Here is a 23,482-nt window from a genome sequence, read left to right on the forward strand (position 1 = left end):
GCCGGGTGGTTGCCGCGCTCCGCGGCCGGCACCCAATATCCCCCCATTTTCGGCCGAAACCCCTATCGTCCTCGATAGCGGTCACCAGCTCACCGCGGAGAGCCCCGACGATGAACGCCCCCACCACGGCCACCGCCGACCCACACCCGCACCCGCGTGCAGGCGGTGAGCACGACGGCCGCCCCTCGTTGAGCTCCCGCCTCCCGCGCCCCTGGGCCTTCCCCCTCCTCGCCTACGCGTCGACGTGGATCCTCACCCTCGGCGTCTGGGCCTGGCTGGGCGACCGGAACGTCGCGCAAGTGCCGTCCGTCGAGCGGCGCAAGTACCACGGCTGGCAGCTGCACTTCGTCTTCAAGGACGCCTCGAACTACCTCGACGTCGCCCGGTTCGGCTACCCGGACCACCTGCCGCTCGCCGCCGACGGCTCGGTCAAGGCCAACAACACGGCCTTCTTCCCGCTCCTCCCCATGCTGGTCAAAGCGGTCGCCGTGCCGCTCGGCGGGCGGTACGTGCTCGCCGCGCTGATCGTTTCCGTCGTCCTGGGCGCGGCGAGTGCGTTCGCGGTGTGGAAGCTCGCCGACCACCTGCGCGGGCGCCGGATCGCCGACCGGGCGGTGCTGCTGTACTGCCTGTTCCCCGGCGCGTTCGTGTTCGGCTACCTCTATTCGGAGTCGCTGGCGGCGCTGCTCGCCGCGTTCTGCCTGCTCGCGCTCGTCAAGCGGCAATGGCTGCTCGCCGGGGTCCTGGCCGGTGTCGGTACAGCGGTACGGCCCAACATGGTCGCCCTGTGCGCCGCATGCGCGGTCGCCGCGGCCGTCGCGATCCACCGGGAACGCGACTGGCGGTCGCTGTGGGCGCCGCTGCTGTCGCCGATCGGCGGTGCGGCGTACCTGATCTGGGGGACCGTCAGGTACGACGACGCGCGGTTCTGGTTCAAGACCCAGGACCAGGGTTGGGACCAGCACACGGACTGGGGCGTCGACACCGTCAAGCGCGTCCTGTGGCTCGACCCCGATGTCCGTGCCGAGCCCGCGCAGAACGCCGTGCACACGATCTTCTTCGTCCTGGCCGTGGTCGGTGTCGTCTGGCTCCTGCAGGAGAAGTTCCCGCCCGCCGTCACGGTGTTCACACTCGGCGTGCTGCTGCTGTCGTTCACAGCGTCCGCGCAGGGCAGCAAACCGCGGTTCGTGTGGACGGCCTTCCCGCTCTTCATCGCGGCCGGAGTCCGTTTGCGCGGAAGGGTGTTGGCGGCCGTGCTCGTCGCTTTCGCGGTCGGGTTCGTCTGGCTGGCCGCGTGGTCGCCGCTGCACTACGGGAGGGGCGCACCGTAGTGCAGTGCGGCCCCGTTGTCGGTGGGGTCGCGTAAAAAGGGTGGCGCGGCGGTGTCGCCCGCCTGTTGGATTGTGGGTCGGACCACCGCCGGAATCAGCGCATTGACGACCTGTCGCCGATGCGTCTTCGGCGTGTTTCCATGACCATGGTCTGAACCAATCCGGCACACTGTCCAACCGCCTGATTGTTTCCTTGACACCTTGCGCAGACGCGATACATCGTGTCCGTGAAGGCTCGCGACATATCGCGTTTGTGGGGGCTACAAAACATGAAGAGCTGGAAGAAGCTGTCTGCACTGCCATGCGGACGGCGAAGTAAATGGGTCGTACTCGGCTTCTGGATCGTCGTCATCGCCGGCATGTTCCCGCTCGCGGGGAAGCTGAGCGGTGCGCAGAGCAACGAGATGTCGTCCTGGCTGCCGGGCAGCGCGGAGTCGACCAAGGTCGTCGAGATCCAGAAGGACTTCCGCGACGACACCATCGCGTACGCCAACGAGGTGTACTACAACCCGGCCGGTCTGGACATCGCCGCCCAGCAGGCCATCACCGACGACTTCCTCGCGTTCAAGGACGTCAAGGGGGTCAGCGGCCAGATCGGCGAGCCGCAGTACAACGACACCAAGACGACCGCGCAGATCGCCATTCCGATCGCGGTCAAGGACGGCGGCTGGGAAGACCTCAGCAAGGCCGTCAAGGAGATCCGCAAGGTCGCCGACGACAAGCTGCCGAGCGGGGTGCAGGTCTACACGGCCGGTCCGGCCGGTATCGCCGCCGACCAGGCCGAGGCGTTCTCCGGCATCGACGGCGCGCTGCTGGGGATCACCGTCCTCATCGTCATCGTGATCCTGCTGCTGACCTACCGGTCGCCGACGCTGTGGTTCGTGCCGCTGCTGTCCGCGATCTTCGCGATGGTCGCCGCATGGGCGGTCGTCTATCTGGCCACCAAGGCCGGTGTCACGGTCAACGGGCAGAGCTACGCGGTCCTCAACATCATGATCTTCGGCGCGGGCACCGACTACGCCCTGCTGCTGATCGCGCGCTACCGCGAGGAACTGCGCAACTACGAGGACCGGCACGAGGCCATGGCGCACGCGCTGCACCGCGCGGGCCCGGCCATCATCGCCAGTGCCGCCACCGTGGCCCTGTCGATGCTGGTGCTGCTCGCCGCCGAGATGAACTCCACGCAGGGCCTCGGCCCGGTGTGCGCCATCGGCATCGGCGTCGGCCTCCTGGTCATGATCACCCTGCTGCCCGCGCTCCTGGTCATCTTCGGCCGCTGGGCGTTCTGGCCGAAGATCCCGCACGTGGGCACCGAGCAGGCGCACGCGAACGGCATCTGGACCCGCGTCGGCGGCGTCATCGAGAAGCGCGCCCGCACCGTGTGGGTGCTCACCGCGGTCATCCTCGGCGTGTTCGCGCTCGGTCTCACCGGGCTCAAGGCGGACGGCATGGAGCTGGCCGACGGCTTCACCAAGAAGCCCGACTCGATCAAGGGCATGGAGATCGCGAACAAGTCGTTCCCGCACGGCGCGGGCGACCCGATCTACATCATCACGAACGCGGCGGCGGCCGACGCGGTCAAGGACGCCGCGCAGAAGATCCAGGGCGTCGTGCCCAACGGGGTCGCGGTCGACGGCACGGACCGCGCCAACCGGGGTCTGGTCGAACTGTCCGTCACCCTGACGGACGGCGGCGACACCCCCGAGGCCCGCGCGACGGTCGAGCGCTTGCGCGACGCCGTCCACCCGATCCCGAACGCCGACGCCAAGGTCGGCGGCGGTCCGGCGATGACCCTCGACATGCAGGCCGCGTCGGAACACGACGACAAGGTGGTCATCCCGCTCATCCTGCTCGCCGTACTGATCGTGCTGTGCCTCCTGCTCCGCGCGATCGTGGCGCCGGTGATCCTGGTGCTCACCGTGGTGCTGTCGTTCGCGGCGGCGCTCGGCGTCAGCAGCCTGCTGTTCAACCACGTGTTCGGGTTCGCGGGCATGGACACCGGCATGCCGCTGTTCATCTTCGTGTTCCTCGTCGCCCTGGGCATCGACTACAACATCTTCCTGATGCACCGGGTCCGCGAGGAAGCCGGCCACCGCGGCACCCGGCAGGGCGCGATCGTCGGCCTTGCGGCCACCGGCGGGGTGATCACGTCGGCGGGCCTCGTGCTCGCCGCGACCTTCGCGGTGTTCGTCACCATGCCGATGGTCAACTTCGTGGAAATGGGCTTCGCGGTCGCGCTGGGCGTCCTCCTGGACACCTTCATCGTGCGCTCCGTCCTGGTCACCGCGCTGACCCACGACATCGGCCCGAAGATCTGGTGGCCGAGCCCGCTCGCCAAGCGGCCCGAGCCGTCCGGCGGCGACGCGGACGACGACGACCGCGACCGGGACCGCGCACTGGTGGGCTAGCCACACCCCGCTGACCCATCGTCAGCAGCCGTGCGCACCGGGGCGCGCGGTAGTCCGAGATGCGAATCTTGGTCTACCGCGCGCCCCTTCGCGTGACATACACTCCCGATCCCGGAACGCCCGGTCCGCACCGTCCCCGCGGCCCGGTGTGTCACCGGATCCGCACGAAGATGCGCGGCGCGCTACCGCTGTGTCCTGGACACGTAACCGGCCGCCCGCACCCATGGCGGCGCCGCCGCGGCGCCGACAGTCTGTTCCCAGTCCACCGGTCCGGCCCCGTGAACGGTCGGCGGACTCGGGAAACCCGCGTGCCGACCCAAGGGGGGGACGGCACGCGGACCCGGCAAGGGCGGTCTCACCCCCAGGAGACCGCCCTTCGCGTGTGCCCAGGGGCCACGGCCGCAGCCGCGGTCCGGGCGCAGCTCGGGGCTCAGCCCCCCACACTCCACCAAGCCGTCGTATGCGGCGGCACCGCATGCCCTCCGCCCGGCGCCGTATCCACCGGCCCACTGGCCGCCAGCAGCGCGCCGATCGGCGGATACTCCACCGCCGCATCGGTCGCGTTCGCGGTGCAGACGAACCCGGGGGAGCGCTCGAACACCAGCGTCCCCGGCCGCGACTCGACCCACGACACCGGCGCCTCGCCGCCCAGCGCCGGGTGTTCGCGCCGCACCCGCAGCGCGTGCCGGTACAGGCTCAGGGGCGAATGCGGGTCGTCCGCCTGCCGGTCCGCGGCCAACTCCCGCCACGCCTCCGGCTGCGGCAGCCACGACCGGCCGCTCGACGAGAAGCCGTAGGAAGGACCGACGGACGACCACGGCAGCGGCACCCGGCACCCGTCCCGGCCGACCGAAGCGCCGCCCGAGCGGCGGAACACCGGATCCTGCCGCGCCTCGTCCGGGAGATCGAGGACTTCGGGCAGGCCCAACTCCTCGCCTTGGTACAGGTACACCGACCCCGGCAGTGCCAACTCGACCAGCAGCGCGGCCAACGCCCGGTCCAGCCCGCCCAACCGGGTCGCCGCCCGCGGCACGTCGTGGTTGGCCAGCACCCAGGTCGGCGGTGCCCCCGACGCGGCGGCCGCGGCCAGCGACGCGTCGACCACGCCGCGGATCCGGTCCGCGTCCCAACCGGCCAGCAGGTACGGGAAGTTGAAGGCCTGATGCAGCTCGTCCGGCCGGGTGTACGGCACCAGCCGCCCCGGATCCGGCAGCCACGCCTCCGCCACCGCGATTCGGTCGCCGCCCGCGCCGTCGCCGTACGAGTCCAACACCCGCCGCCAGCCCCGGTACACGTCGTGCACCTCCGGCTGGTCCCAGTACGGCAGCCGGTGCCGCAGCCGCCCCTCCAGCCCCTGCGGTACGGGGCCCGCGTCCGGCAGCCCGAGCGCCTTCACCAGGCCGTGCGCGACATCCACCCGGAAGCCGTCCACACCTCGGTCCAGCCAGTGCCGCAGGATCGACAGGTACTCGGAACGCACTTCGAGGTTGCGCCAGTTCAGGTCCGGCTGCTCGGGTGCGTACAGATGCAGGTACCACTGGCCGGGGCGGCCGTCCGCGTCCGGGACGCGCGTCCACGCCGGGCCGCCGAACTGCGACATCCAGTCGTTCGGCGGCTCGTCCCCGGCCGGCCCGCGGCCCTCGCGGAACAGGTAGCGCGACCGCTCGCACGAACCCGGCCCGGCGGCGAGCGCCGCCCGGAACCACGCGTGCTCGTGCGAGGTGTGGTTCGGCACGATGTCGATCACGATCCGCAGGCCCAGCTCGTGCGCCCGCGCCACCAGCCGGTCGAAGTCGTCGAGCGTCCCGAACACCGGATCGACGCCCCGCGGATCGGCCACGTCGTAGCCGGCGTCCGCCATCGGCGACGGATAGAACGGGCTCAGCCACACCGCGTCCGCGCCGAGATCGCGCACGTGCGGCAGCCGGGCCGTGATCCCCGGGAGATCGCCGATTCCGTCGCCGTCGGCGTCCGCGAAGCTCCGCGGATACACCTGGTAGAACACCGCGTCGCGCCACCACGGCCGCGCCGCGCCGCCCGCCCGCTCCCGCCTGCCGGCCACATCCACGTACGGTCACCCACTTCCGCAGACTCCCGAACGCGAGGTCAGGTCACCCGTCAGGTCACCCTGCCGCCCCTGCCCCCGTCACTCGGCCCGGTTGACCATCGACTCGGCCGCGTACACCAGATAGCTCCACAACTGCGTGTGGTACGGCTCGGGCAGCGCCAGGTCGTCCACCGCGTCCCGCATGTGCCGCAGCCACGCGTCCCGCGCCTCGGGCGTCACCGCGAACGGCGCGTGCCGCATGCGCAGCCGGGGATGGCCCCGCTCGTCGCTGTACGTCCGCGGCCCGCCCCAGTACTGCATGAGGAACAGCCGCAGCCGCTCCTCCGCCGGACCGAGGTCCTCCTCGGGGTACATCGGACGCAGCAGCGGATCGGCCCGGACGCCCTCGTAGAACCGGTGCACCAGCTTGGCGAAGGTCTCCTCGCCGCCCACCGCGTCGAAGAAGGAGGGGAACTGGTCCGTCGTCGAGTCGCTCACCGAACCATCCTCGCAGATGGCCGCAGGACCGCGGAGGGCCCGCGGAAAGCCTGGGGACAACTCGTCCGCAGCCCGGCGGGCCGTCCCCAGCGCGGGTCAGCGCGGGTCAGCCCGGGTCAGGACGGGGCGAGGCGGGGCGGTGCAGGGCCGGGTCAGCTCGGGGCAGCGCCGGTCAGGGCGCGGCCGGTCCGGCCGGTCCGGTCGGGGGCACCGGCGGCGTCGGCTCGGGTGCCGGGGCCGCGGGCGACGTGTCGGAACCGGCCGAGGCCGGCACCACCACCGGCTCGGTCAACCGCACGCCCGCGTCGTCGAACGCGTGCTTCAGCCGCGCGCGCAGCTCCCGCCCCACCGCGTTCTCGTGCCCCGGCATCGTCTTCACCTGCACACGCAGCACGACCGCCTCGGGCGTCACCGACTCCATGCCGATGACCTCGCCCGGCCCCCACACCGCCTCGCTCCACCGGTCGGCGTCGGCCAGCGCCTCGGTGGTGTCCACGATCAGCTCGCGTACCTTGTCGACGTCCTCGCGGTAGCCGACCTGCACGTCGATCTTCGCGGTGCCCCAGCCCTGGCTGTGGTTGCCGATGCGTTTGATCTCGCCGTTGCGGATGTACCAGACGGTGCCGTCCGTGTCCCGCAGCTTGGTGATCCGCAGGCCGACTTCGATGACCGTGCCGGACGCGGGTCCCGCGTCGACGAGGTCGCCGACGCCGTACTGGTCCTCCAAGATCATGAACATGCCGGAGAGGAAGTCCGTCACCAGGTTGCGTGCGCCGAAACCGATCGCCACGCCGGCGATACCGGCGCTCGCGAGCAGCGGTGCCAGGTTGACGTTGAGTTCGCTCAGCACCAGCAGCGTCGCGATGCCGAGGATCACGAACGACGCCATGCTGCGCATGACCGATCCGACGGTCTCCGCGCGCTGCCGCCGCCGTTCCGCGTTGAGCAGGAACCCGGTGACCGGCCGCCCGCTGCCGTTCGCACCGTCGTTCGCCATCCGGGAGATCAACTGGGTGATCGCCTTGCGGGTGATGGCCCGCAGGATCAGCGCCACCAGCACGATGACGAGGATCCGGATCGGGGTCACCACGAGGGTTTCGCCGTGTTTGTCGAACCAGCTCGACACTTTGCCGTTCTGCTGGTCGTCGGCGGCGAGCACCACTTCCGACAGTCCCGGTACGAATCCCGGTGCGAACACGTACGAACCTCTCTGCGCGGGTGAACCGACCCCACCACCGTAACCGGACGCCGGGTCCGTCCCGCTTCGGGCTATTCCGGCACGCCCGCCAAACCCGTCCAGCGGGCCAGGAAGGCCAGGGTGTCCGCGGACAGTTCGACCGAACGGCTCACCGACCGGTCGGCGTGCCCGACGTTCGCCTCCGTGCGCAGCAGCACCGGTCGCGCGCCCGCCGTCGCCGCCTGGAGCGCCGCGCACATCTTGCGCGCGTGCAGCGGATCGACGCGGCTGTCGCCGTCGAACGTGGTGAACAGCACGGCCGGGTACTCCACTCCGTCCACGACGCGGTGGTACGGCGAGTAGCCGAGCAGCCAGTCGAGTTCCTCCGGGATCGCGGCGGTGCCGTACTCGTCGCTCCACAGCTTGCCGAGGCCGAACTGCTCGTACCGCACCATGTCGAGCAGCGGCGCCGAGCACACAACCGCGGCGTACAGGTCGGGACGCTGGGTCAGCGCGGCGCCGACCAGCAGCCCGCCGTTCGACCCCCCGGAGATGCCGAGCCCGCCGGCCGCCGCCCAGCCGCGGGCAAGGAGGTGTTCGGCCGCGGCATGGAAGTCGTCGAAGACGCGCTGCTTGTTTTCGCGCATACCCGCGCGGTGCCAGTCCTCGCCTTCCTCGCTGCCGCCGCGCAGGCCCGCGATGGCGTACACGCCGCCCGCTTCGACCCAGGCGAGGACGCTCGCCGAATAGCCCGGCGACATGGGGATGGCGAAACCGCCGTAGCCGTACAGCACGGTCGGGCGCGGCCGGTCCGGCTCCGCGGTGGGAGCGATGACGAACATGCGGACGGTCGTGCCGTCCTTGGAGGTGTACTCCTCCTGCCGCACGTGGACGCGCGGCACCTCGACGGACGCGGGCGCGGTCGCCCAGACCGACACCGCGCCGGTGCGGGCGTCGTAGCGGCGCACGGACGACGGCGTCCGGTAGTCGGACCAGCCGAACCAGACTTCGCAGCCGCCTTCGAGGCGGTCGAGCAGGACGCCGATCGACCCGATCGCGTCGCCGCCCCCGTCACCGCCGCCTTCGGCGGCATCGATGCCGAGCGGGATGACCGCTTCGCGGGCGCCGGTCTCCCAGGTGTGCCGGGTGAGTTCGCCGCGCATGTGCCGGGTCCACGCCACGACCAGCTGCGGCGCGTCGAGTTCGGGGCCGACGAGGACCGCGAAGTCCTCCAGCACGGCTTCCGGGTCCTCGCCGACGAGCGTCGTCCAGGTGTCCGGGCCGGGGTCGGCGGCGTCCGGGTCGGCGAGGCACAGGCGGCCGCGCGGCGCGTCCAGGTCGGTGGCCAGGTAGAGGCGTCCGTCGGGTCCGAAGTACGGCCACGTCCGCGCGTCCACGCCGACCTGCAGCGGCCGCAGTTCCGGCGCTTCCGGACCGGACGCGGTCAGATCGGCGATCCACAGGTCGTTGCGGGGCTCGGTGCCCTGCGACGCGCTGACCGTCAGGTAGCGGCCGTCGAGCGACAGGCCGACCCGGAAGAACGACGTCTTGTCGCGGTCCGCGCCGAACACCTCGACGTCGTCGGTGTCCGGGTCGGTGCCGATCCGGTGCAGGTACACCCGCCGGTGGTACTGCACCTCGTCCGCGGGCAGCAGCTCGGGTGCGACGTTGCGCATGATGTACAGCGCCTCGCCGCCGGGCAGCCACGTCATCGACGATTCCTTGGTCCGGCTCACCGGGCCGTCGATCCGCTCGCCGGTCGCCACGTCCAGCACGAACAGCTCGGGCTCCTCGGTGCCGCCCCGCGACACCAGGTAGGCCAACCGGTCGCCTTCCAACGAGGGATTCCACCCGTCGAGCGTCGCCGTCCCGTCCGCGGCCAGCGCGACGGGGTCGACCAGCACCCGTTCGGCGCCGTCCGGCTCTGTGACCAACAGCACGGCGTGCTCCTGGTCGGGCAGCCGGCGCCGGAAGAAGCAGCGTCCGCCGCGCCACACCGGTGTCCCGATACCGCCGGTGGCGAGCAGGCCGGCGATGCGGCCTCGCAGCCGGTCCCGGTCCGGAAGGTCCGCGGCGGCCGCGCGGAACAGCGCGTCCTGGGCCGCCGACCATTCCCGGGTGGCCGCGGAATCCGCGTCCTCGAGCGGACGGAAAGGGTCGCGAACCGGCCTTCCGGCGAGCACGTCGACGGTGTCCGAACGAGGGGCGACGGGGTACTCCGGGCGCGTCATGGCGTGATCCTAGTCCCGCATTCCCGGCCTCCCCGGCAGGTGAACGGCATGTGACCATGGAGATTCCTTGTGGCGCGCAGGGTAGGCAGGCAGCGACACTGGGAGCCGATCGTCCCGGCACGAGCCACGTGCCGCAGGCGTAAAAGGAGGCATTACGTGCCGCATTCACTGGTCCTCAACGCGTCGTACGAGCCGCTGTGCGTGGTCTCGGTACGGCGAGCGCTCATTCTCGTGCTCAACAACAAAGCCACCTGCCTGGAGGAATCCGGCAGCATTCTGCACAGCGCGACCACCGAAATCCCCGTACCGAGCGTCGTCCGCCTCACCCGATTCGTCCGCATCCCCTTTCGGGGGCAGGTTCCGCTCACCCGCCGGGCGCTGTTCGCGCGGGACGGCGGACGCTGCGTGTACTGCGGGGGCGCCGCGACCAGCGTCGACCACGTCATCCCGCGCAGCCGGGGCGGACAGCACACCTGGGAGAACGTGGTGTCGGCGTGCCGCCGCTGCAACCACGTCAAGAGCGACCGCTACATCGCGGAACTGGGCTGGCGGATGCACCGCAAACCGTCCCAGCCGAGCGGCCTGGCCTGGCGCATCATTGGCACCGGGTTCCGCGACCCGCGTTGGGACCCCTACCTCGCGCCCTACGGCGCCGAGGAGTACGGCTACGGCCGCACCGACCACCAGGTGCAGCATCAGCATCAGCATCGGACCGACCATCCCGCGCATCCGGGACGGGTCGGTTCGGGCGACGTGATCCATCCGTCCTTCGAGTACGACCCGTACGACCAAGCCGCAAGCGCATAACGGCGGCGGACCTGCCGGACCAGGCAGCAGGTTCGCCGCCGTTGTCGTCTCCGCCCACCGGACGACCGGGTCCGCGGGCCGGGAGCAGCCGCTCCCGGCCCGCGGGCCGCCGTTCGGGCGCCCCTTCGGGCGAACCCTTGCTCGAACAACCCCAAAACGGGGCGGGTGAGTGCGATGCTCGCGGATATGGAGCGTACGGAGGAGAAGGCGCCGGCGGTGTCCGGCGACCTGGCCCGGCTCGCCGCGGCCTACGGGGTCGCCACCGAGCACCACGGATGGCGCGGCGACGCGGTGCACGCGGACGAGGAGACCGTGCGCGGGGTCCTCGGCGCGCTCGGCGTGGACACGTCCGGGCCCGACGCCGTCCGGGACGCGCTCGCCGCCCACGAAACCGCGCGCCGCCGCAGGCTGCTGCCGCTGGTCATCGTCACCCGCGCCGGCCGCGGCGAAGCGTTCTCCGTGCACACCGAACCCGGCGCGCACGTCGAGCTGTGGATCGAACTCGAAGACGGCGGCGTCCGCCGCGACATCCGGGAAGGCGACCGGCACCTGCCGCCCGCCGTCGACGGCGTGGTCGTGCAGGAGCGCACCTGCGTGCTGCCCGTCGACCTGCCGCTCGGCTGGCACACGCTGCACGCGCGGGTACTGCCGACCGAGGAGGTGCCGCGCGGCTCCGGCGGCGAACCGGGCGTCCCCGCGGAGGCCCGGCACGCGAGCATCCCGCTCGCGGTGACGCCGGCCCGGCTCGCGCCGCCGCCCGGCCGCACCTGGGGCTTCATGGTGCAGCTGTATTCGCTGCTGTCCCGCCGCTCGTGGGGCCTGGGCGACCTGGCCGACCTCGCCGACCTGGCAGGCTGGTCGGCGCGCCGGCACGGCGCCGGGTTCGTGCTGGTCAACCCGCTGCACGCGGCGTCGCCGGTGCAACCCGTCGAGCCGTCGCCGTACCTGCCGGTCAGCCGCCGGTTCACCGACCCGATGTACATCCGGGTCGAGGCCGTGCCGGAGTACGCCTACCTGAGCCCGGTCGAATACGCGGTCGCGGAGGAACTCCGGCTGCGCACGGGAGATCCGGGCCCCGCACGGGAGCCGGAACCCGAGCCCGGAACGGGGCCTGAAACGGAGGCTGCGACGGGAGCGGGGACGGGGGCGGGGACGGGAGCCGGGGCGGAGGCCGCGGAGAGCATCCCGAAACCGAGGCCGGAAGCCGCGCCGGACGACCACCTCGACCGCGACCGCGTCCGCGCCGCCAAACGCGAAGCGCTCGCCCTCGTGCACCGGGTGCCGCGCAGCCCCGGCCGGGAAGCCGCCTACCGGGCCTACCTGGCCGCCGAAGGCCGCTGGCTCGACGACCACGCGACGTGGTGCGCGCTCGTCGAGGAGCACGGCCCGAACTGGCACGACTGGCCCGACGACCTCCGCGATCCGGACTCCCCGGCGGTCCGGCAGGCGCGCCGCCGGCTGGCGTCCGCGGTCGACTTCCACCGCTGGTGCCAGTGGGTCGCCGACGAGCAGCTGGCCGGGGCACAGCGCACGGCCCGCGACGCGGGCATGCCGGTCGGCATCGTGCACGACCTCGCCGTCGGGGTGCACCCGGACGGTTCGGACGCGTGGGTGCTGGGCGCCCCGCGCGGCGGCGAAGTCCTCGCGCTGGACGCCACGGGCGGGGCGCCGCCGGACGCGATGAACGCATTCGGGCAGGACTGGAGCCAGCCGCCGTGGCATCCGGTGCGGCTCGCCGAAGCAGGCTATGCGCCGTACCGCGAACTCCTGCGCGCGGTCTTCCGGAATGCGGGCGCGGTGCGCGTCGACCACATCCTCGGGCTGTTCCGCTTCTGGTGGATCCCGCGCGGCAACCGGCCCGACCGGGGTGCCTACGTGCGCTACGACCACGAGGCGATGGTGGGCATCCTCGCCCTGGAGGCACACCGCGCGGGCGCCGTCGTGGTCGGCGAGGACCTGGGGACGGTCGAGCCGTGGGTGCGGGACTACCTCGCGGAGCGGGGGATCCTCGGCACGTCGGTGCTGTGGTTCGAGCAGGACGCGGACGGGCCGGTCGCGCCGGAGCGCTGGCGGGAGCTGTCGCTGGCCACCGTCACCACCCACGACCTGCCGCCGACGGCGGCCCGGCTGTCCGGCGAACACGTGGACCTGTGGGCCGGCCTGGGCCTGCTGCGGGAGTCACCGGAGGAAGCCCGGCGGGAAGCGGACGCGGACCGCGACGCGTGGCTCGACCTGCTGCGCGACCGCGGCCTGCTGCGGCCGGGCGCGGGGGAGCGGGAGCGTATCGAAGCGCTGCACCGGCTGCTGGCGCGGACGCCGTGCCGGATGCTCGGGGTGTGGCTGCCGGACGCGGTCGGCGACCGGCGCCCGCAGAACCTGCCGGGGACGTTCCGCGAATACCCCAACTGGGTGCTGCCCGTCGCCGACGGGACGGGCCGCCGCGTGCTGCTGGAAGACCTGGCGGCCGACCCGCGCGCGGCATCGCTCGCCCGGGTGCTGCGCGGGCTCTAGGACCGCGGGATCGCGGGGGAGAGCCGCGCGGCACCCGGCACGGCGGGGTTCAGCGCTTGGTGCCGCCCTTTTTCATGATGTCCGGGAGGGACACCAGGAACGCGATGATCGCGAAGAGCAGGATCGGCAGGCCCACGAAGTAGCCCAGCGTCTCGCCGATGCTGAGACCGGAGCCCGGGTCGTCGCCGTCGTCCCGCGTCAGGGCGAACGCCGGGGACGAGATAAGCAGCATGAGCGTCACGCCGGCCGCGACCGTGCCGGCACGCAGTGCATTCCTGTTGACCACGGCCCTACGGTACCCGTCGCACCCCGCCCGGAACGCACCGGGGCACCGGACGGGTGACCCGTGTCCTCCCCGGCGCGGCCGGGCGGCGGGAAGCCGCCCGGCGCGCGGGGTGACGGCGGGTCAGGACGCCGCGGTGTCGCGTGCCTGCGCGCGCAGCGAACGGGCCACGCCGTCGCGGCTCTCCACGATCAGCCGGCGCAGTGCCGGGACCCGCTCCGCGCCGTCGAGCCACGCGTCCGTGCGGTCGAGGGTCTCCTGGGAGACCTGCACGGTCGGGTAGAAGCCGAGCACGATCTGCTGGGCGATCTCGTTGGTGCGGGACGCCCACACGTCGGCGATCGCCGCGAAATAGCGGTCGGTGTACTCGGCCAGCAGCTCGCGCTGGTCGGGCTGCCCGAAACCGCCGATGACCGCCGCCTGGGTGGCGTTCGGCAGCGCGTCGGATTCGACGACGGACGCCCACGCCTCGTCCTTGGCCTCGCGCGTCGGCCGCGCGGCCAGGCACGCCTGCGCGTTGCGCGCACCGGCCGCGGTGTCGTCGCGGACCCGCTCGGCGTCGATCTCCGGCTTGCCGGCCGCGCCGAGGGCCACCAGGCGCTGCAGGAACGCCCAGCGCAGGTCGGTGTCCACCGCGAGGCCGCCGATGCTCTCGGTGCCCGCCAGGAGGCCCTTGAGGAGGGCGACCTGGTCGTCGGAGACGGCCACCGTGGCGAGGCAGCGCGCCCAGGCGAGCTGGTGGTCGCTGCCCGGCGCGGAGGAACGCAGGTAGCCGACCGCGGCGTCGGCCAGCTTGGCGAGGCCCTCGGGGCGCCACGCCGGGTCGGCGAACAGCTGCAGGGCGCTGGTCAGCTGGCGGTGCAGCGACCCGACGATGTTGATGTCCTTTTCCTGCCCGATCCCGGACAGCACCAGCGTCAGGTAGTCGCGGGCGGCCATTTCCGCGTCGCGCGTCATGTCCCACGCCGCGGCCCAGCACAGCGCGCGCGGCAGCGGCTCGGTGAACTCGCCGATGGCCTCGGTGACGACCTTCAGCGACGCCTCGTCGAGGCGGATCTTGCAGTACGTCAGGTCGTCGTCGTTGAGCAGCACGACGTCCGGCCGGGCCCGGCCGACCAGCTCGGCGACCTCGGTGCGCGCGCCCGACACGTCCAGCTCGACGCGGTGGGTGCGGACCAGCCCCGCGTCCGTGCGGTCGTAAAAGCCGATCGCCATGCGGTGGGTGCGGATCGTCGGCCATGCCTCGGGGGCTTCCTGGAGCACCGCGAACGAGGTGATGACCCCGGCGTCGTCGGTGGCGATCTCCGGGCGCAGCGTGTTGATGCCGGCGGTCTGCAGCCACTCGGCGGACCACGCGGACAGGTCGCGGCCGGACTCCTCTTCGAGGGCCTTCAGCAGGTCGGCGAGGGTGCTGTTGCCCCACGCGTGCCGCTTGAAGTAGGTGCGCACGCCCGCCATGAAGTGCTCGCTGCCGACGTAGGCGACGAGCTGCTTGAGGACGGAGGCGCCCTTGGCGTAGGTGATGCCGTCGAAGTTGACCTCGACGTCCTCGAGGTCGCGGATGTTGGCGAAGATCGGGTGCGTGGACGGCAGCTGGTCCTGCCGGTACGCCCACGTCTTCATGCGGTTGCCGAACGTCGCCCACGCGTGCGTCCAGCGGGTGACCTCGGCCTGGCAGAGGATCGACGCGTAGGTGGCGAACGATTCGTTCAGCCACAGGTCGTCCCACCACTGCATGGTGACCAGGTCGCCGAACCACATGTGGGCCAGCTCGTGGAGGATCGTCTCGGCGCGGACCTCGTAGGAGGCGTCGGTGACCTTCGACCGGAAGACGTAGTCCTCCAGGATCGTCACGCAGCCCGCGTTCTCCATGGCGCCCGCGTTGTACTCGGGCACGAACAGCTGGTCGTACTTCGCGAACGGGTACGGGAAGTCGAACTGCTCGAGGAAGTAGTCGAAGCCCTGCTTCGTGACGTCGAAGATGTTGTCCGCGTCGAGGAACTCGGCGAGCGACGCGCGGCAGTACACGCCGAGCGGCACCACCGTGCCGTCGGCGGCGGTGTAGCTGTCGTGCACCCCGTGGTAGTGCCCGGCGACCAGCGCGGTGATGTACGTGGAGATCCGCGGGGTCGGCTCGAACGCCCACACCGCCGCGCCGTCGGCCCCGGCCGCAGGGGCGGGCGTCGGCGAATTGCTGACCACCTGCCAGTCCGCCGGGGCGGTGATGGTGAACGCGAAGGTGGCCTTCAGGTCCGGCTGTTCGAAGTTGGCGAAGACGCGGCGGGCGTCGGCGACCTCGAACTGCGTGTAGAGGTACGTCTTGTCGTCCACCGGGTCGACGAAGCGGTGCAGGCCCTCGCCGGTGTTCATGTAAGCGCAGTCGGCGACCACGCGCAGCTCGTTCTGCGCGGCGAGGCCGTCGAGGCGGATGCGGCTGTCCGCGAACACCTTCGCGGGGTCGAGCGCCACGCCGTTGAGGACGATTTCGGTGACGGACGGCGCGATCAGGTCGACGAACGTCTCGGCCCCCGGTTCGGCGCAGGCGAACCGCACCGTCGTCTCGGAGGTGAACGTCGCGCCGGTGCCGGTCAGGTCGAGAGCGACGTCGTAGCCGTCGACGGTGAGGATCCGGGCCCGCTCGCGGGCTTCGTCACGGGTGAGGTTGGTACCGGGCACGCCGGTCGTCTCCTTCGGGTCGTCAGGTGGTTCGGGTGCGCTGCAGGTGCGCGTCGGATGCGCTTCGGTCGCGGGGGTCGGTCGCGGGGTCGGTCGCGAGGGCCGGTCGCGGGTCAGGCCGTGGTCGGGCGGGCCGCCGGGTCCGCGGCCCTGTCGGCAGCATCCCCCGCGGCGGCGTCGCGCGCACGTGCTTTGAGGGCGCGGGCGGCGTCGTCGCGGCGCTCCAGCACCAGGCGGCGCAGTGCGGGCGCGTGGCCGTCGTCGGCGAGCCACGCGTCGGTGCGGCGCAGCAGCTCGGGCGACACGTCCGCCATCGGGTAGAGGCCGACCACGATGCGCCGGGCGATCTCGATGGAACGCTCGGCCCACACGCGGGTGAGGGCCGCGAAGTAGGGCTCGGTGTAGATGGACAGCCGGGCCGGGTCGGACGCGTGCGTGAAGCCGCGGATGACGGCGTCGACCATGGCGTTGGGCAGTTCGTCGCTGTCCACGACGGAGCGCCACGCTTCGGCCTTGCGTGCGGGGTCGTCGAGGGCGGCGAGGCAGGCGGCGGCGTGCTGGCGGCCGGCGACGGTCGCGTCCTGCTGCAGCACGGCGGCGATGTCGGCGGCGTCGGCATAGCCCTCGGCGGCGAGGGTTTCGGTGAACAGCCAGGTCAGCTCGTCGTCGACGTCGAGGCCCTCGATCGTCTCGTCGCGGGCCGCGAGGGCGCGCAGGAACGTCAGGTCGTCCGCGGAGATCGCGGTGCGGCCGAAGCAGCGGGCCCAGGCCAGCTGGTGGTCGCTGCCGGGCGCGGCGGCGCGCAGTTCGCGGAGCGCGCCCGCGGCCAGGTGGGCCCGGGCGGCGGCGCGGCGGTCCGGGTCGACGTACAGCTCGAGTGCGGATTCGGCCTGTTCGAGGACCATCTGCACGACGGCGACGCGCTGTTCCCCGGCGGCGTGGCGCAGCACCAGGCCGGCGAACTCGCGGGCGGGCAGGTCGGCGTCGCGGGTGAGGTTCCACATCGCCGACCAGCACAGCGCGCGGGCCAGCGGGTCGTCGAGGTCGGACAGGCGGTTCATGACGGTGGCGAGGGAGACTTCGTCGAAGCCGATCTTGCAGTAGGTGAGGTCTTCGTCGTTGAGCAGGATCAGCGCCGGGCGCGGGCTGCCGACCAGGTCGGGGACCTCGGTGCGGTCGCCGGTGATGTCGACCTCGGTGCGGCCGGTGCGGGTGAGGCGGCCGTCGCCGGCGTCCTCGTACCGTCCGACGACGATGCGGTGCGGGCGGGCGGGCTCGCCTTCCTGGCGGACCGCGAACGCGGTGACGGTGCCGGACGCGTCGGTCTCCACCTCGGGCACCAGCCGGTTGACGCCGGTGGTCTCCAGCCAGGCCTTCGACCAGGCGGACAGGTCGCGGCCGCTTTCCTGCTCCAGCACGGACAGCAGGTCGACGAGGCTGGTGTTGCCGTAGGCGTGCCGCCGGAAGTAAGCGCGGGCGCCCGCGTAGAACGCGTCCGGGCCGACGTAGGCGACGAGCTGCTTGAGGACCGAAGCGCCCTTGGCGTAGGTGATGCCGTCGAAGTTGAGCATGGCGTCTTCGAGGTCGCGGATGTCCGCGACGATCGGGTGCGTCGTCGGCAGCTGGTCCTGCCGGTATGCCCACGCCTTGCGGCGGATCGCGAACGACACCCACGAGTCGGGGTATTCGGTCGCCTCGGCGACGGCGGCGGTGCCCATGTAGTCGGCGAAGGACTCCTTGAGCCACAGGTCGTCCCACCAGCGCATGGTGACGAGGTCGCCGAACCACATGTGCGCCATCTCGTGCAGGACGGTGTTGGCGCGGCCTTCGTAGGCGGCTTCGGTGACCTTGGACCGGAACACGTACTCGTCACGGAAGGTGACACAGCCCGGGTTCTCCATCGCGCCGATGTTGTATTCGGGCACGAAGACCTGGTCGTACTTGCCGAACGGGTAGTCGATCTCGAACCGGTCGGCCCGGTGGAAGAACCCGAACCCGCTCTTCGTCTGCCGGAACAGCCTTTCGGCGTCCAGGTGTTCCGCCAGCGAGGCGCGGCAGAGCAGCCCGAGCGGGATGGTCTGTCCGTCGCCTTCGTAGACATCGCGCACGACGTGGTAGTCGCCGGCGGCGATCGCGGTGATGTAGGTGGAGATCCGGGCGGTGGGCTCGAAGACCCACTTGCTCGCCCGCGGCCCGGCGGGCTCGCGGCCGGCCTCTGGGGCGTTCGAGACGACGGTCCAGTGCTCCGGCGCGACGACCTCGAACGCGAACGAGGCTTTCAGGTCCGGCTGTTCGAAGTTGGTGTAGAGCCGCCGGGCGTCGGCGGGCTCGAAGTGCGTGTAGGTGTAGACCTTGCCGTCGGCCGGGTCCTCGAAGCGGTGCAGCCCCTGCCCGGTGCGGCTGTACGCGCACGAGGCGACGACCCGCAGCTCGTTCTCCGCCGCCAGACCGTCGAGCGCGATCCGCGCGCCGTCGAACACGATCGCCGGGTCCAGCTCGCGCCCGTTGAGAGTCACACTGTGCACCTCGGGCGCCAGCAGATCCGCGAACGACGCCGCCCCCGGTTCGCGGCACGTGAACCGGATGACGGTCTCGGACCGGAACGTCTTCTCCCCGCGGGTCAGGTCGAGCGCGATCCGGTAACTCTCCACCTCCAGCAGCCGCGCCCGCTCCCGGGCCTCGTCACGCGTCAGGTTCTTACCGGGCACGGGTCACGCTCCAGGTATCGAATTCCGGCAGAGGTCACCACGAGGCCGGCGATGTTTGCACCGCCCCGTCATCTCCCGCGATCCTTTCACGGCCCTCCCGAATCCCTCCCGAAACGGCACGGGAGGCGCGGAGCGGCGGGGCCCTGACAACCGTGTCACCCAACCGTGTTACTGACTCGCCAAAGCCGGACCGCGCACACTGATCAGTGCGCATCCAGCGAAAGGAGCAGGCGGATGAGCAAGCCGACTCTCAAGACCGTCGTCGGCGGGGTCCTGGTCGAGTTGCCCGGAACCATTGCCGATATCCGCGCGGCACTGCCCGAACATCAGCGCGCCGCATTCACGGAAGCGATCGAGTCCGCCCCCGTCAACGAGGTGGGACGCATCGCCGCTCGGTGGGCCCTCCCACCCGAGGCCGTCGCCGAGGACGACGAAGCCTCCCGCAGCCTCGAGGCGGGCACGTATACCCCCGCCGCATACGCGGACGAGGATCCGGGGGCACGGCCGTGAGTTAACGCGTTGCGTACGGGCCCGACGCCTCCAAGGCGCTCGACAGCATGCCCGCGTCCCTGCGCCGGTCGTTCGACCACGCGATGGATGCCATCGCCCGCGACCCCTACGGCGCCGGCTCCAGCTCGATCCGCGGCGAACGTGACCACCGGGACGCCACCGTCGCAGGGTGCTTCGTCGTGTACTACGTCAGCCGGTCGGTGCTGACGGTCACCGTGGTGCGAATCCAGCACATGTAGCTCCTCGCCGGGCCCGAAGTCGTCGAGCGAGTTTGGAATGTGCCTCGGGCTCGGGTGGTTGAAGTCGAAAGGACTTGAGTTCACCCGGGAGAGGAACCGAATTTTGTCTGCGACTGAGCGTGACCAAGCGCACTTCTGGTTCGACCCGCTGTGTCCGTGGGCGTGGATGACCTCGCGGTGGATGCTGGAGGTCGAGAAGGTGCGTCCGGTGGATGTCACCTGGCATGTCATGAGCCTGTCCGTGCTCAACGAGAACCGGGACGACCTGCCGGAGCGGTACGTCAAGCTCATGGCCGAAGGCTGGGGCCCCGTCCGCGTCTGCATCGCCGCCGAGCAGAAGTACGGCAGCGAGGTGCTCGGCCCGCTCTACACCGCGCTCGGCACCCGGCACCACCCGGGCGGGCGGCCGTATGACCGCGCCACGATCGAAGAGGCGCTCGAAGAGGCCGGGCTGCCCCGCGAGCTCGCCGACGCCGCGGACTCGACGGAGTACGACGAGGCGCTGCGTGCGTCCCACGCGGAAGGCATCGGCCTCGTCGGCGAGGACGTCGGCACCCCCGTCGTCGCCGTCAACGGCGTCGCGTTCTTCGGCCCCGTCGTCACCCCCGCGCCCAAGGGCGAAGCGGCCGGCAAGCTGTGGGACGGCTGTGTCCTGGTCGCCGGCACCCCGGGGTTCTACGAGATCAAGCGCACCCGCACGCAGGGCCCGATCTTCGACTGAGCCACCCGCAAGCCACCCGGAGCCGGGGCCGCAGTACTCCTGCGGTCCCGGCTTTGGCATGCGATCCTGCGGACGGCGACCTCGCACCGCTCGAATCTACAGATCGTGACGTACCCCAATAAACTGGACAGATGACCTCGCCTGACCGCTCGACGCCCCCGGCGACGCCATTCGCACGCCCAAGCGCGCGCCCGCTCGTGCGCACCGCGCGCAAGGGCCGCCCGGACCCCAGCACGCCCAACGGGAACAACCCGTTCGGGTCCCGGCGGCCGGGTATCCGCGACCGTTTCTTCTCCGTGGCCCTGCGTCCCACCGCCGCCGCCTGGCGGCTGACCGGGCTGCGGCACAGCGCGGCGACCCTGCGGCACTACTACGGCCGGACGGGCGGCCGCTTCGAGATCGACCCGGTCGGTCCGCTGGAGACCACCCCGTTCCGCAAGGTCGCCGACCGGCACCTGGAGGAGTGGCGCGATTTCGCCGTCGAGCGGTGGCGGCGCAGCGGCGGTGTGCTCTGCGACTTCGACGCGACGACGAACTGGCACGGCGTCCGCATCGGCAAAAACGACAACCTCGACTGGTGGCTGGCGCTGCGCGGCCTGCAGTACCGGATGACCGGGCGCGTGCACGTCGAGGACGACGGGGGCGCGGGCGACGTCCGCATCGTCTACCGGGTCGAGGTCTACAAGGACTGGGGCTTCGACAAGGGCGAGGACGAGTACGGCCTGTCCTTCACCCCGCTCGCCCTCCTGCACGAGGCCGGGCTGGCTCGCGAGTACACCGTCGTCGGGAGCAGTCGGCCGCTGGGCTGGCGCAGCACCGCCGAGCCGGGCGCGCCGGGCGAGGGCGAGGAGATCCCGGACCCGCCGCAGGACCGGCCCGGGTGGGAAGCCGCGCGGGATCACTGGGCAGTGGACCGGGCGGGAGTGCGGGAGCGGCGATAGGCCGCCCGTGCGTACACAGCAGGCGAGAGACCCCCGCGCGATCCCGCGCGGGGGTCTCTCGTTCCGGTCCTGCGGAAGCTGATGTTGGGAAGACGATCAGTTCGCGGGGACCTCGCCGGAGGTCACGTCCCTCCGGGCGTCTGTGCGGTGCCGGTGATCCCGACGGTGCCGGCGATGGTGCGGTCAGACCAGCGAGCCGGCCGCCTTCGCCCGGGCCAGCCGGCCCGCCACGTCCGGCCAGTTCACGATCTTCCACATCGCATCCACGAAGTCCGGCTTCACGTTCTTGTACTGCAGGTAGAACGCGTGCTCCCAGGCGTCGAACACGAGCAGCGGGATCGACCCCTGGCCGATGTTCCCCTGGTGGTCGTACACCTGCTCGACGATCAGGCGCTGCCCCAGCGGCTCCCAGGCGAGCACGCCCCAGCCGGAGCCCTGCGTGGTCGCGGTGGCCTTGGTCAGCTGGTTCTTGAACTTGGCGAAGCCGCCGAGGTGCTCGTCGATGGCCTCGCGGAGTTCGCCTTCCGCGCCGTCCTTGCCGGGTTCGCCTCCGCCGTCGCCCGACAGGTTCGTCCAGTAGATGGAGTGCAGGACGTGGCCGGCGAGGTGGAAGGCGAGTGTGCGCTCCAGGCCGACGATGCCGCCGAGCTGGTCCTTGTCGCGGGCTTCGGCGAGCTGGTCGAGCGTGTCGTTGGCGCCCTTGACGTACGCCGCGTGGTGCTTGTCGTGGTGCAGCTCGATGATCTGGCCGCTGATGACGGGTTCGAGCGCCGCGTAGTCGTAGGGGAGCTCGGGCAGGGTGTAGGCCATCAGTTCCTCCGAGAGTGACGCAGTTGCAAGTTACTTGCAATAAGGGATCTTAGGCAAGAGCGCGCGCGGGGCGTTCGAGGGGTGACCTTGCGGCGCGCCGGACGTACGGTGCGACGAGGCAAAACACGGAGGAGGGCCTACGGGCATGGCAGTTACCGCGTACGAATCCCTCTACATCGACGGCGCCTGGACGCCGTCCTCGGGCACCGCGGCCATCGAGGTCGTCGACCCGGCCACCGAACAGGTCCACGCGACCGTCCCGGACGGCACCGCCGAGGACGTCGACCGCGCCGTCGCCGCGGCCCGCCGCGCCTTCCCGGGCTGGGCCGCGACGCCGCCCGCCGAGCGCGCCGCCCACCTCGCCAAGGTCCGCGACCTGCTGACCGAGCGCCTGGGCGAGATGGCCGAGGCGATCGTCCGCGACATCGGCGCCCCCGCGCCCATCGCACAGCGCGTGCACGTCGGCCTGCCGATCGGCGTGCTCGGCACGTACGTGGCGCTCGCCGAGGAATTCGCGTGGGAAGAGCAGATCGGCACGTCGCTCGTGGTCCGCGAGCCGGTCGGCGTCGTCGGCGCGATCACGCCGTGGAACTACCCGCTCCACCAGATCACCAACAAGATCGGTCCCGCGCTCGCGGCCGGTTGCACCGTCGTGCTCAAGCCCAGCGAGGTCGCGCCGTCCGCGGCCTACGTGTTCTTCCGGATCCTGCACGACGCAGGCATCCCGGCCGGCGTCGTCAACCTGGTCTCCGGCACCGGCCCGGTCGTCGGCGAAGCGATCGCCGCGCACCCGGACGTCGACATGGTCTCCTTCACCGGGTCGACACGTGCCGGCACCCGCGTCGCCGCGCTCGCCGCGCCCACCGTCAAGCGCGTCGCGCTGGAACTCGGCGGCAAGTCCGCCAACGTCATCCTGCCCGGCGCCGACCTGGAGAAGGCCGTCCGCAGCGGCGTCACCGGCGCCTACCTCAACTCCGGCCAGACGTGCAGCGCGCTGACCCGCATGCTCGTGCACCGCGACGAATACGACCGCGCGCTGGAACTCGCCGCCGAAACCGCCGCGGCGATGACGGACAAACTCGGACCGCTGGTCTCCGCCGTGCAGTTCGACCGCGTGCAGGGCTACATCACCAAGGGCATCGACGAGGGCGCCCGCGTCGTCGCCGGCGGACCCGGGCGGCCGGACGGCGTCGAGACCGGCTACTACGTCCAGCCGACGGTGTTCGCCGACGTCACCCCCGAGATGACGATCGCGCGCGAGGAGATCTTCGGCCCGGTGCTGTCGGTGCTGCCCTACGACACCGCGGAGGAGGCCGAGCGGATCGCCAACGACACGCCCTACGGCCTGTCCGGCGCGGTATGGGCGCCCACCCAGGAAGAAGCCGTCGCCTTCGCGCGCAAGCTGCGCACCGGGCAGGTCGAGGTCAACGGCGGCGCGTTCAACCCGCTCGCGCCGTTCGGCGGCTACAAGCAGTCCGGGAACGGGCGCGAGCTGGGCCGGTTCGGGCTGGAGGAGTACCTGGAGGTCAAGTCGCTGCAGCTCTAGGCGACGGCCGGCACGCGGTCGGCCGCGGTGCCCGACAA

Annotated in this window: 16 protein-coding genes and 1 pseudogene; 9 read left to right on the top strand and 8 right to left on the bottom strand. The window is 71.6% G+C overall.

All coding sequences use genetic code 11. From position 1 onward, the window contains the following. Positions 1-110: 110 nt before the first annotated feature. Both ACPA54_RS33875 and ACPA54_RS33880 read left to right on the top strand, forming a co-directional pair. Positions 111-1,331: a glycosyltransferase family 39 protein gene (locus ACPA54_RS33875; protein WP_423535612.1), complete on the top strand. Its 1,221-nt coding sequence runs from the start codon at positions 111-113 to the stop codon at positions 1,329-1,331. A 269-nt stretch (positions 1,332-1,600) separates the two neighbouring features. Beyond that, positions 1,601-3,739, top strand: a complete 2,139-nt coding sequence (locus ACPA54_RS33880) for an MMPL family transporter (RefSeq protein WP_423535614.1) — start codon at positions 1,601-1,603, stop codon at positions 3,737-3,739. A 430-nt stretch (positions 3,740-4,169) separates the two neighbouring features. Here ACPA54_RS33880 and ACPA54_RS33885 read toward each other — a convergent pair whose 3' ends face one another. From ACPA54_RS33885 to ACPA54_RS33900, 4 genes are all read right to left on the bottom strand, one after another. After that, positions 4,170-5,801, bottom strand: a complete 1,632-nt coding sequence (locus ACPA54_RS33885) for a glycoside hydrolase family 13 protein (protein ID WP_423535616.1) — start codon at positions 5,799-5,801, stop codon at positions 4,170-4,172. Between the two features lie 84 nt (positions 5,802-5,885). Further along, positions 5,886-6,284, bottom strand: a complete 399-nt coding sequence (locus ACPA54_RS33890; protein ID WP_423535618.1) for a globin — start codon at positions 6,282-6,284, stop codon at positions 5,886-5,888. A 172-nt stretch (positions 6,285-6,456) separates the two neighbouring features. Next, a complete protein-coding gene (locus ACPA54_RS33895) occupies positions 6,457-7,482 on the bottom strand; it encodes a mechanosensitive ion channel family protein (protein ID WP_423535620.1) in 1,026 nt (341 codons plus the stop codon). A gap of 71 nt (positions 7,483-7,553) precedes the next feature. Next, positions 7,554-9,692 carry a prolyl oligopeptidase family serine peptidase gene (locus ACPA54_RS33900; protein ID WP_423535622.1) on the bottom strand — a complete coding sequence of 713 codons (2,139 nt, stop codon included), beginning with the start codon at positions 9,690-9,692 and terminating at the stop codon, positions 7,554-7,556. Between the two features lie 156 nt (positions 9,693-9,848). Between ACPA54_RS33900 and ACPA54_RS33905 the strand changes: the two are divergent. Continuing rightward, positions 9,849-10,352 (top strand): annotated as a pseudogene (locus ACPA54_RS33905) (HNH endonuclease); the annotation flags it as partial. A 333-nt stretch (positions 10,353-10,685) separates the two neighbouring features. Continuing rightward, positions 10,686-13,010 carry a 4-alpha-glucanotransferase gene (gene malQ, locus ACPA54_RS33910; protein WP_423535623.1) on the top strand — a complete coding sequence of 775 codons (2,325 nt, stop codon included), beginning with the start codon at positions 10,686-10,688 and terminating at the stop codon, positions 13,008-13,010. A gap of 49 nt (positions 13,011-13,059) precedes the next feature. On the opposite strand, the gene ACPA54_RS33915 is transcribed toward malQ, so the two are convergent. The 3 genes from ACPA54_RS33915 to pepN (ACPA54_RS33925) form a co-directional block, all read right to left on the bottom strand. After that, positions 13,060-13,242 carry a hypothetical protein gene (locus ACPA54_RS33915; protein ID WP_423535729.1) on the bottom strand — a complete coding sequence of 61 codons (183 nt, stop codon included), beginning with the start codon at positions 13,240-13,242 and terminating at the stop codon, positions 13,060-13,062. A 174-nt stretch (positions 13,243-13,416) separates the two neighbouring features. Next, positions 13,417-15,969: an aminopeptidase N gene (gene pepN / locus ACPA54_RS33920; protein WP_423535625.1), complete on the bottom strand. Its 2,553-nt coding sequence runs from the start codon at positions 15,967-15,969 to the stop codon at positions 13,417-13,419. A gap of 113 nt (positions 15,970-16,082) precedes the next feature. After that, entirely contained in the window at positions 16,083-18,677 is a 2,595-nt protein-coding gene (gene pepN / locus ACPA54_RS33925; protein ID WP_423535626.1) for an aminopeptidase N, read from the bottom strand. Between the two features lie 234 nt (positions 18,678-18,911). On the opposite strand from pepN (ACPA54_RS33925), the gene ACPA54_RS33930 reads away from it, so the two are divergent. From ACPA54_RS33930 to ACPA54_RS33945, 4 genes are all read left to right on the top strand, one after another. Continuing rightward, positions 18,912-19,187 (top strand): hypothetical protein, encoded by a 276-nt coding sequence (locus ACPA54_RS33930; RefSeq protein ID WP_423535628.1) that lies wholly within the window; start codon positions 18,912-18,914, stop codon positions 19,185-19,187. 47 nt (positions 19,188-19,234) lie between these two features. Then, complete coding sequence (locus ACPA54_RS33935; protein WP_423535630.1) at positions 19,235-19,426, top strand: hypothetical protein; 192 nt, start codon at positions 19,235-19,237, stop codon at positions 19,424-19,426. 103 nt (positions 19,427-19,529) lie between these two features. Further along, positions 19,530-20,147 (top strand): mycothiol-dependent nitroreductase Rv2466c family protein, encoded by a 618-nt coding sequence (locus ACPA54_RS33940; protein WP_423535631.1) that lies wholly within the window; start codon positions 19,530-19,532, stop codon positions 20,145-20,147. Positions 20,148-20,278: 131 nt separating this feature from the next. Next, complete coding sequence (locus tag ACPA54_RS33945; protein WP_423535633.1) at positions 20,279-21,088, top strand: hypothetical protein; 810 nt, start codon at positions 20,279-20,281, stop codon at positions 21,086-21,088. Positions 21,089-21,271: 183 nt separating this feature from the next. Here ACPA54_RS33945 and ACPA54_RS33950 read toward each other — a convergent pair whose 3' ends face one another. Further along, positions 21,272-21,901, bottom strand: a complete 630-nt coding sequence (locus ACPA54_RS33950) for a superoxide dismutase (RefSeq protein ID WP_423535730.1) — start codon at positions 21,899-21,901, stop codon at positions 21,272-21,274. A 142-nt stretch (positions 21,902-22,043) separates the two neighbouring features. Here ACPA54_RS33950 and ACPA54_RS33955 point away from each other — a divergent pair, with 142 nt between their 5' ends. Beyond that, positions 22,044-23,444 carry an aldehyde dehydrogenase family protein gene (locus ACPA54_RS33955; RefSeq protein ID WP_423535635.1) on the top strand — a complete coding sequence of 467 codons (1,401 nt, stop codon included), beginning with the start codon at positions 22,044-22,046 and terminating at the stop codon, positions 23,442-23,444. Positions 23,445-23,482 lie beyond the last annotated feature (38 nt).

The sequence above is a fragment of the Uniformispora flossi genome, assembly GCF_049534875.1.
Taxonomy (GTDB): Bacteria; Actinomycetota; Actinomycetes; order Streptomycetales; family Streptomycetaceae; genus Yinghuangia; species Yinghuangia aomiensis.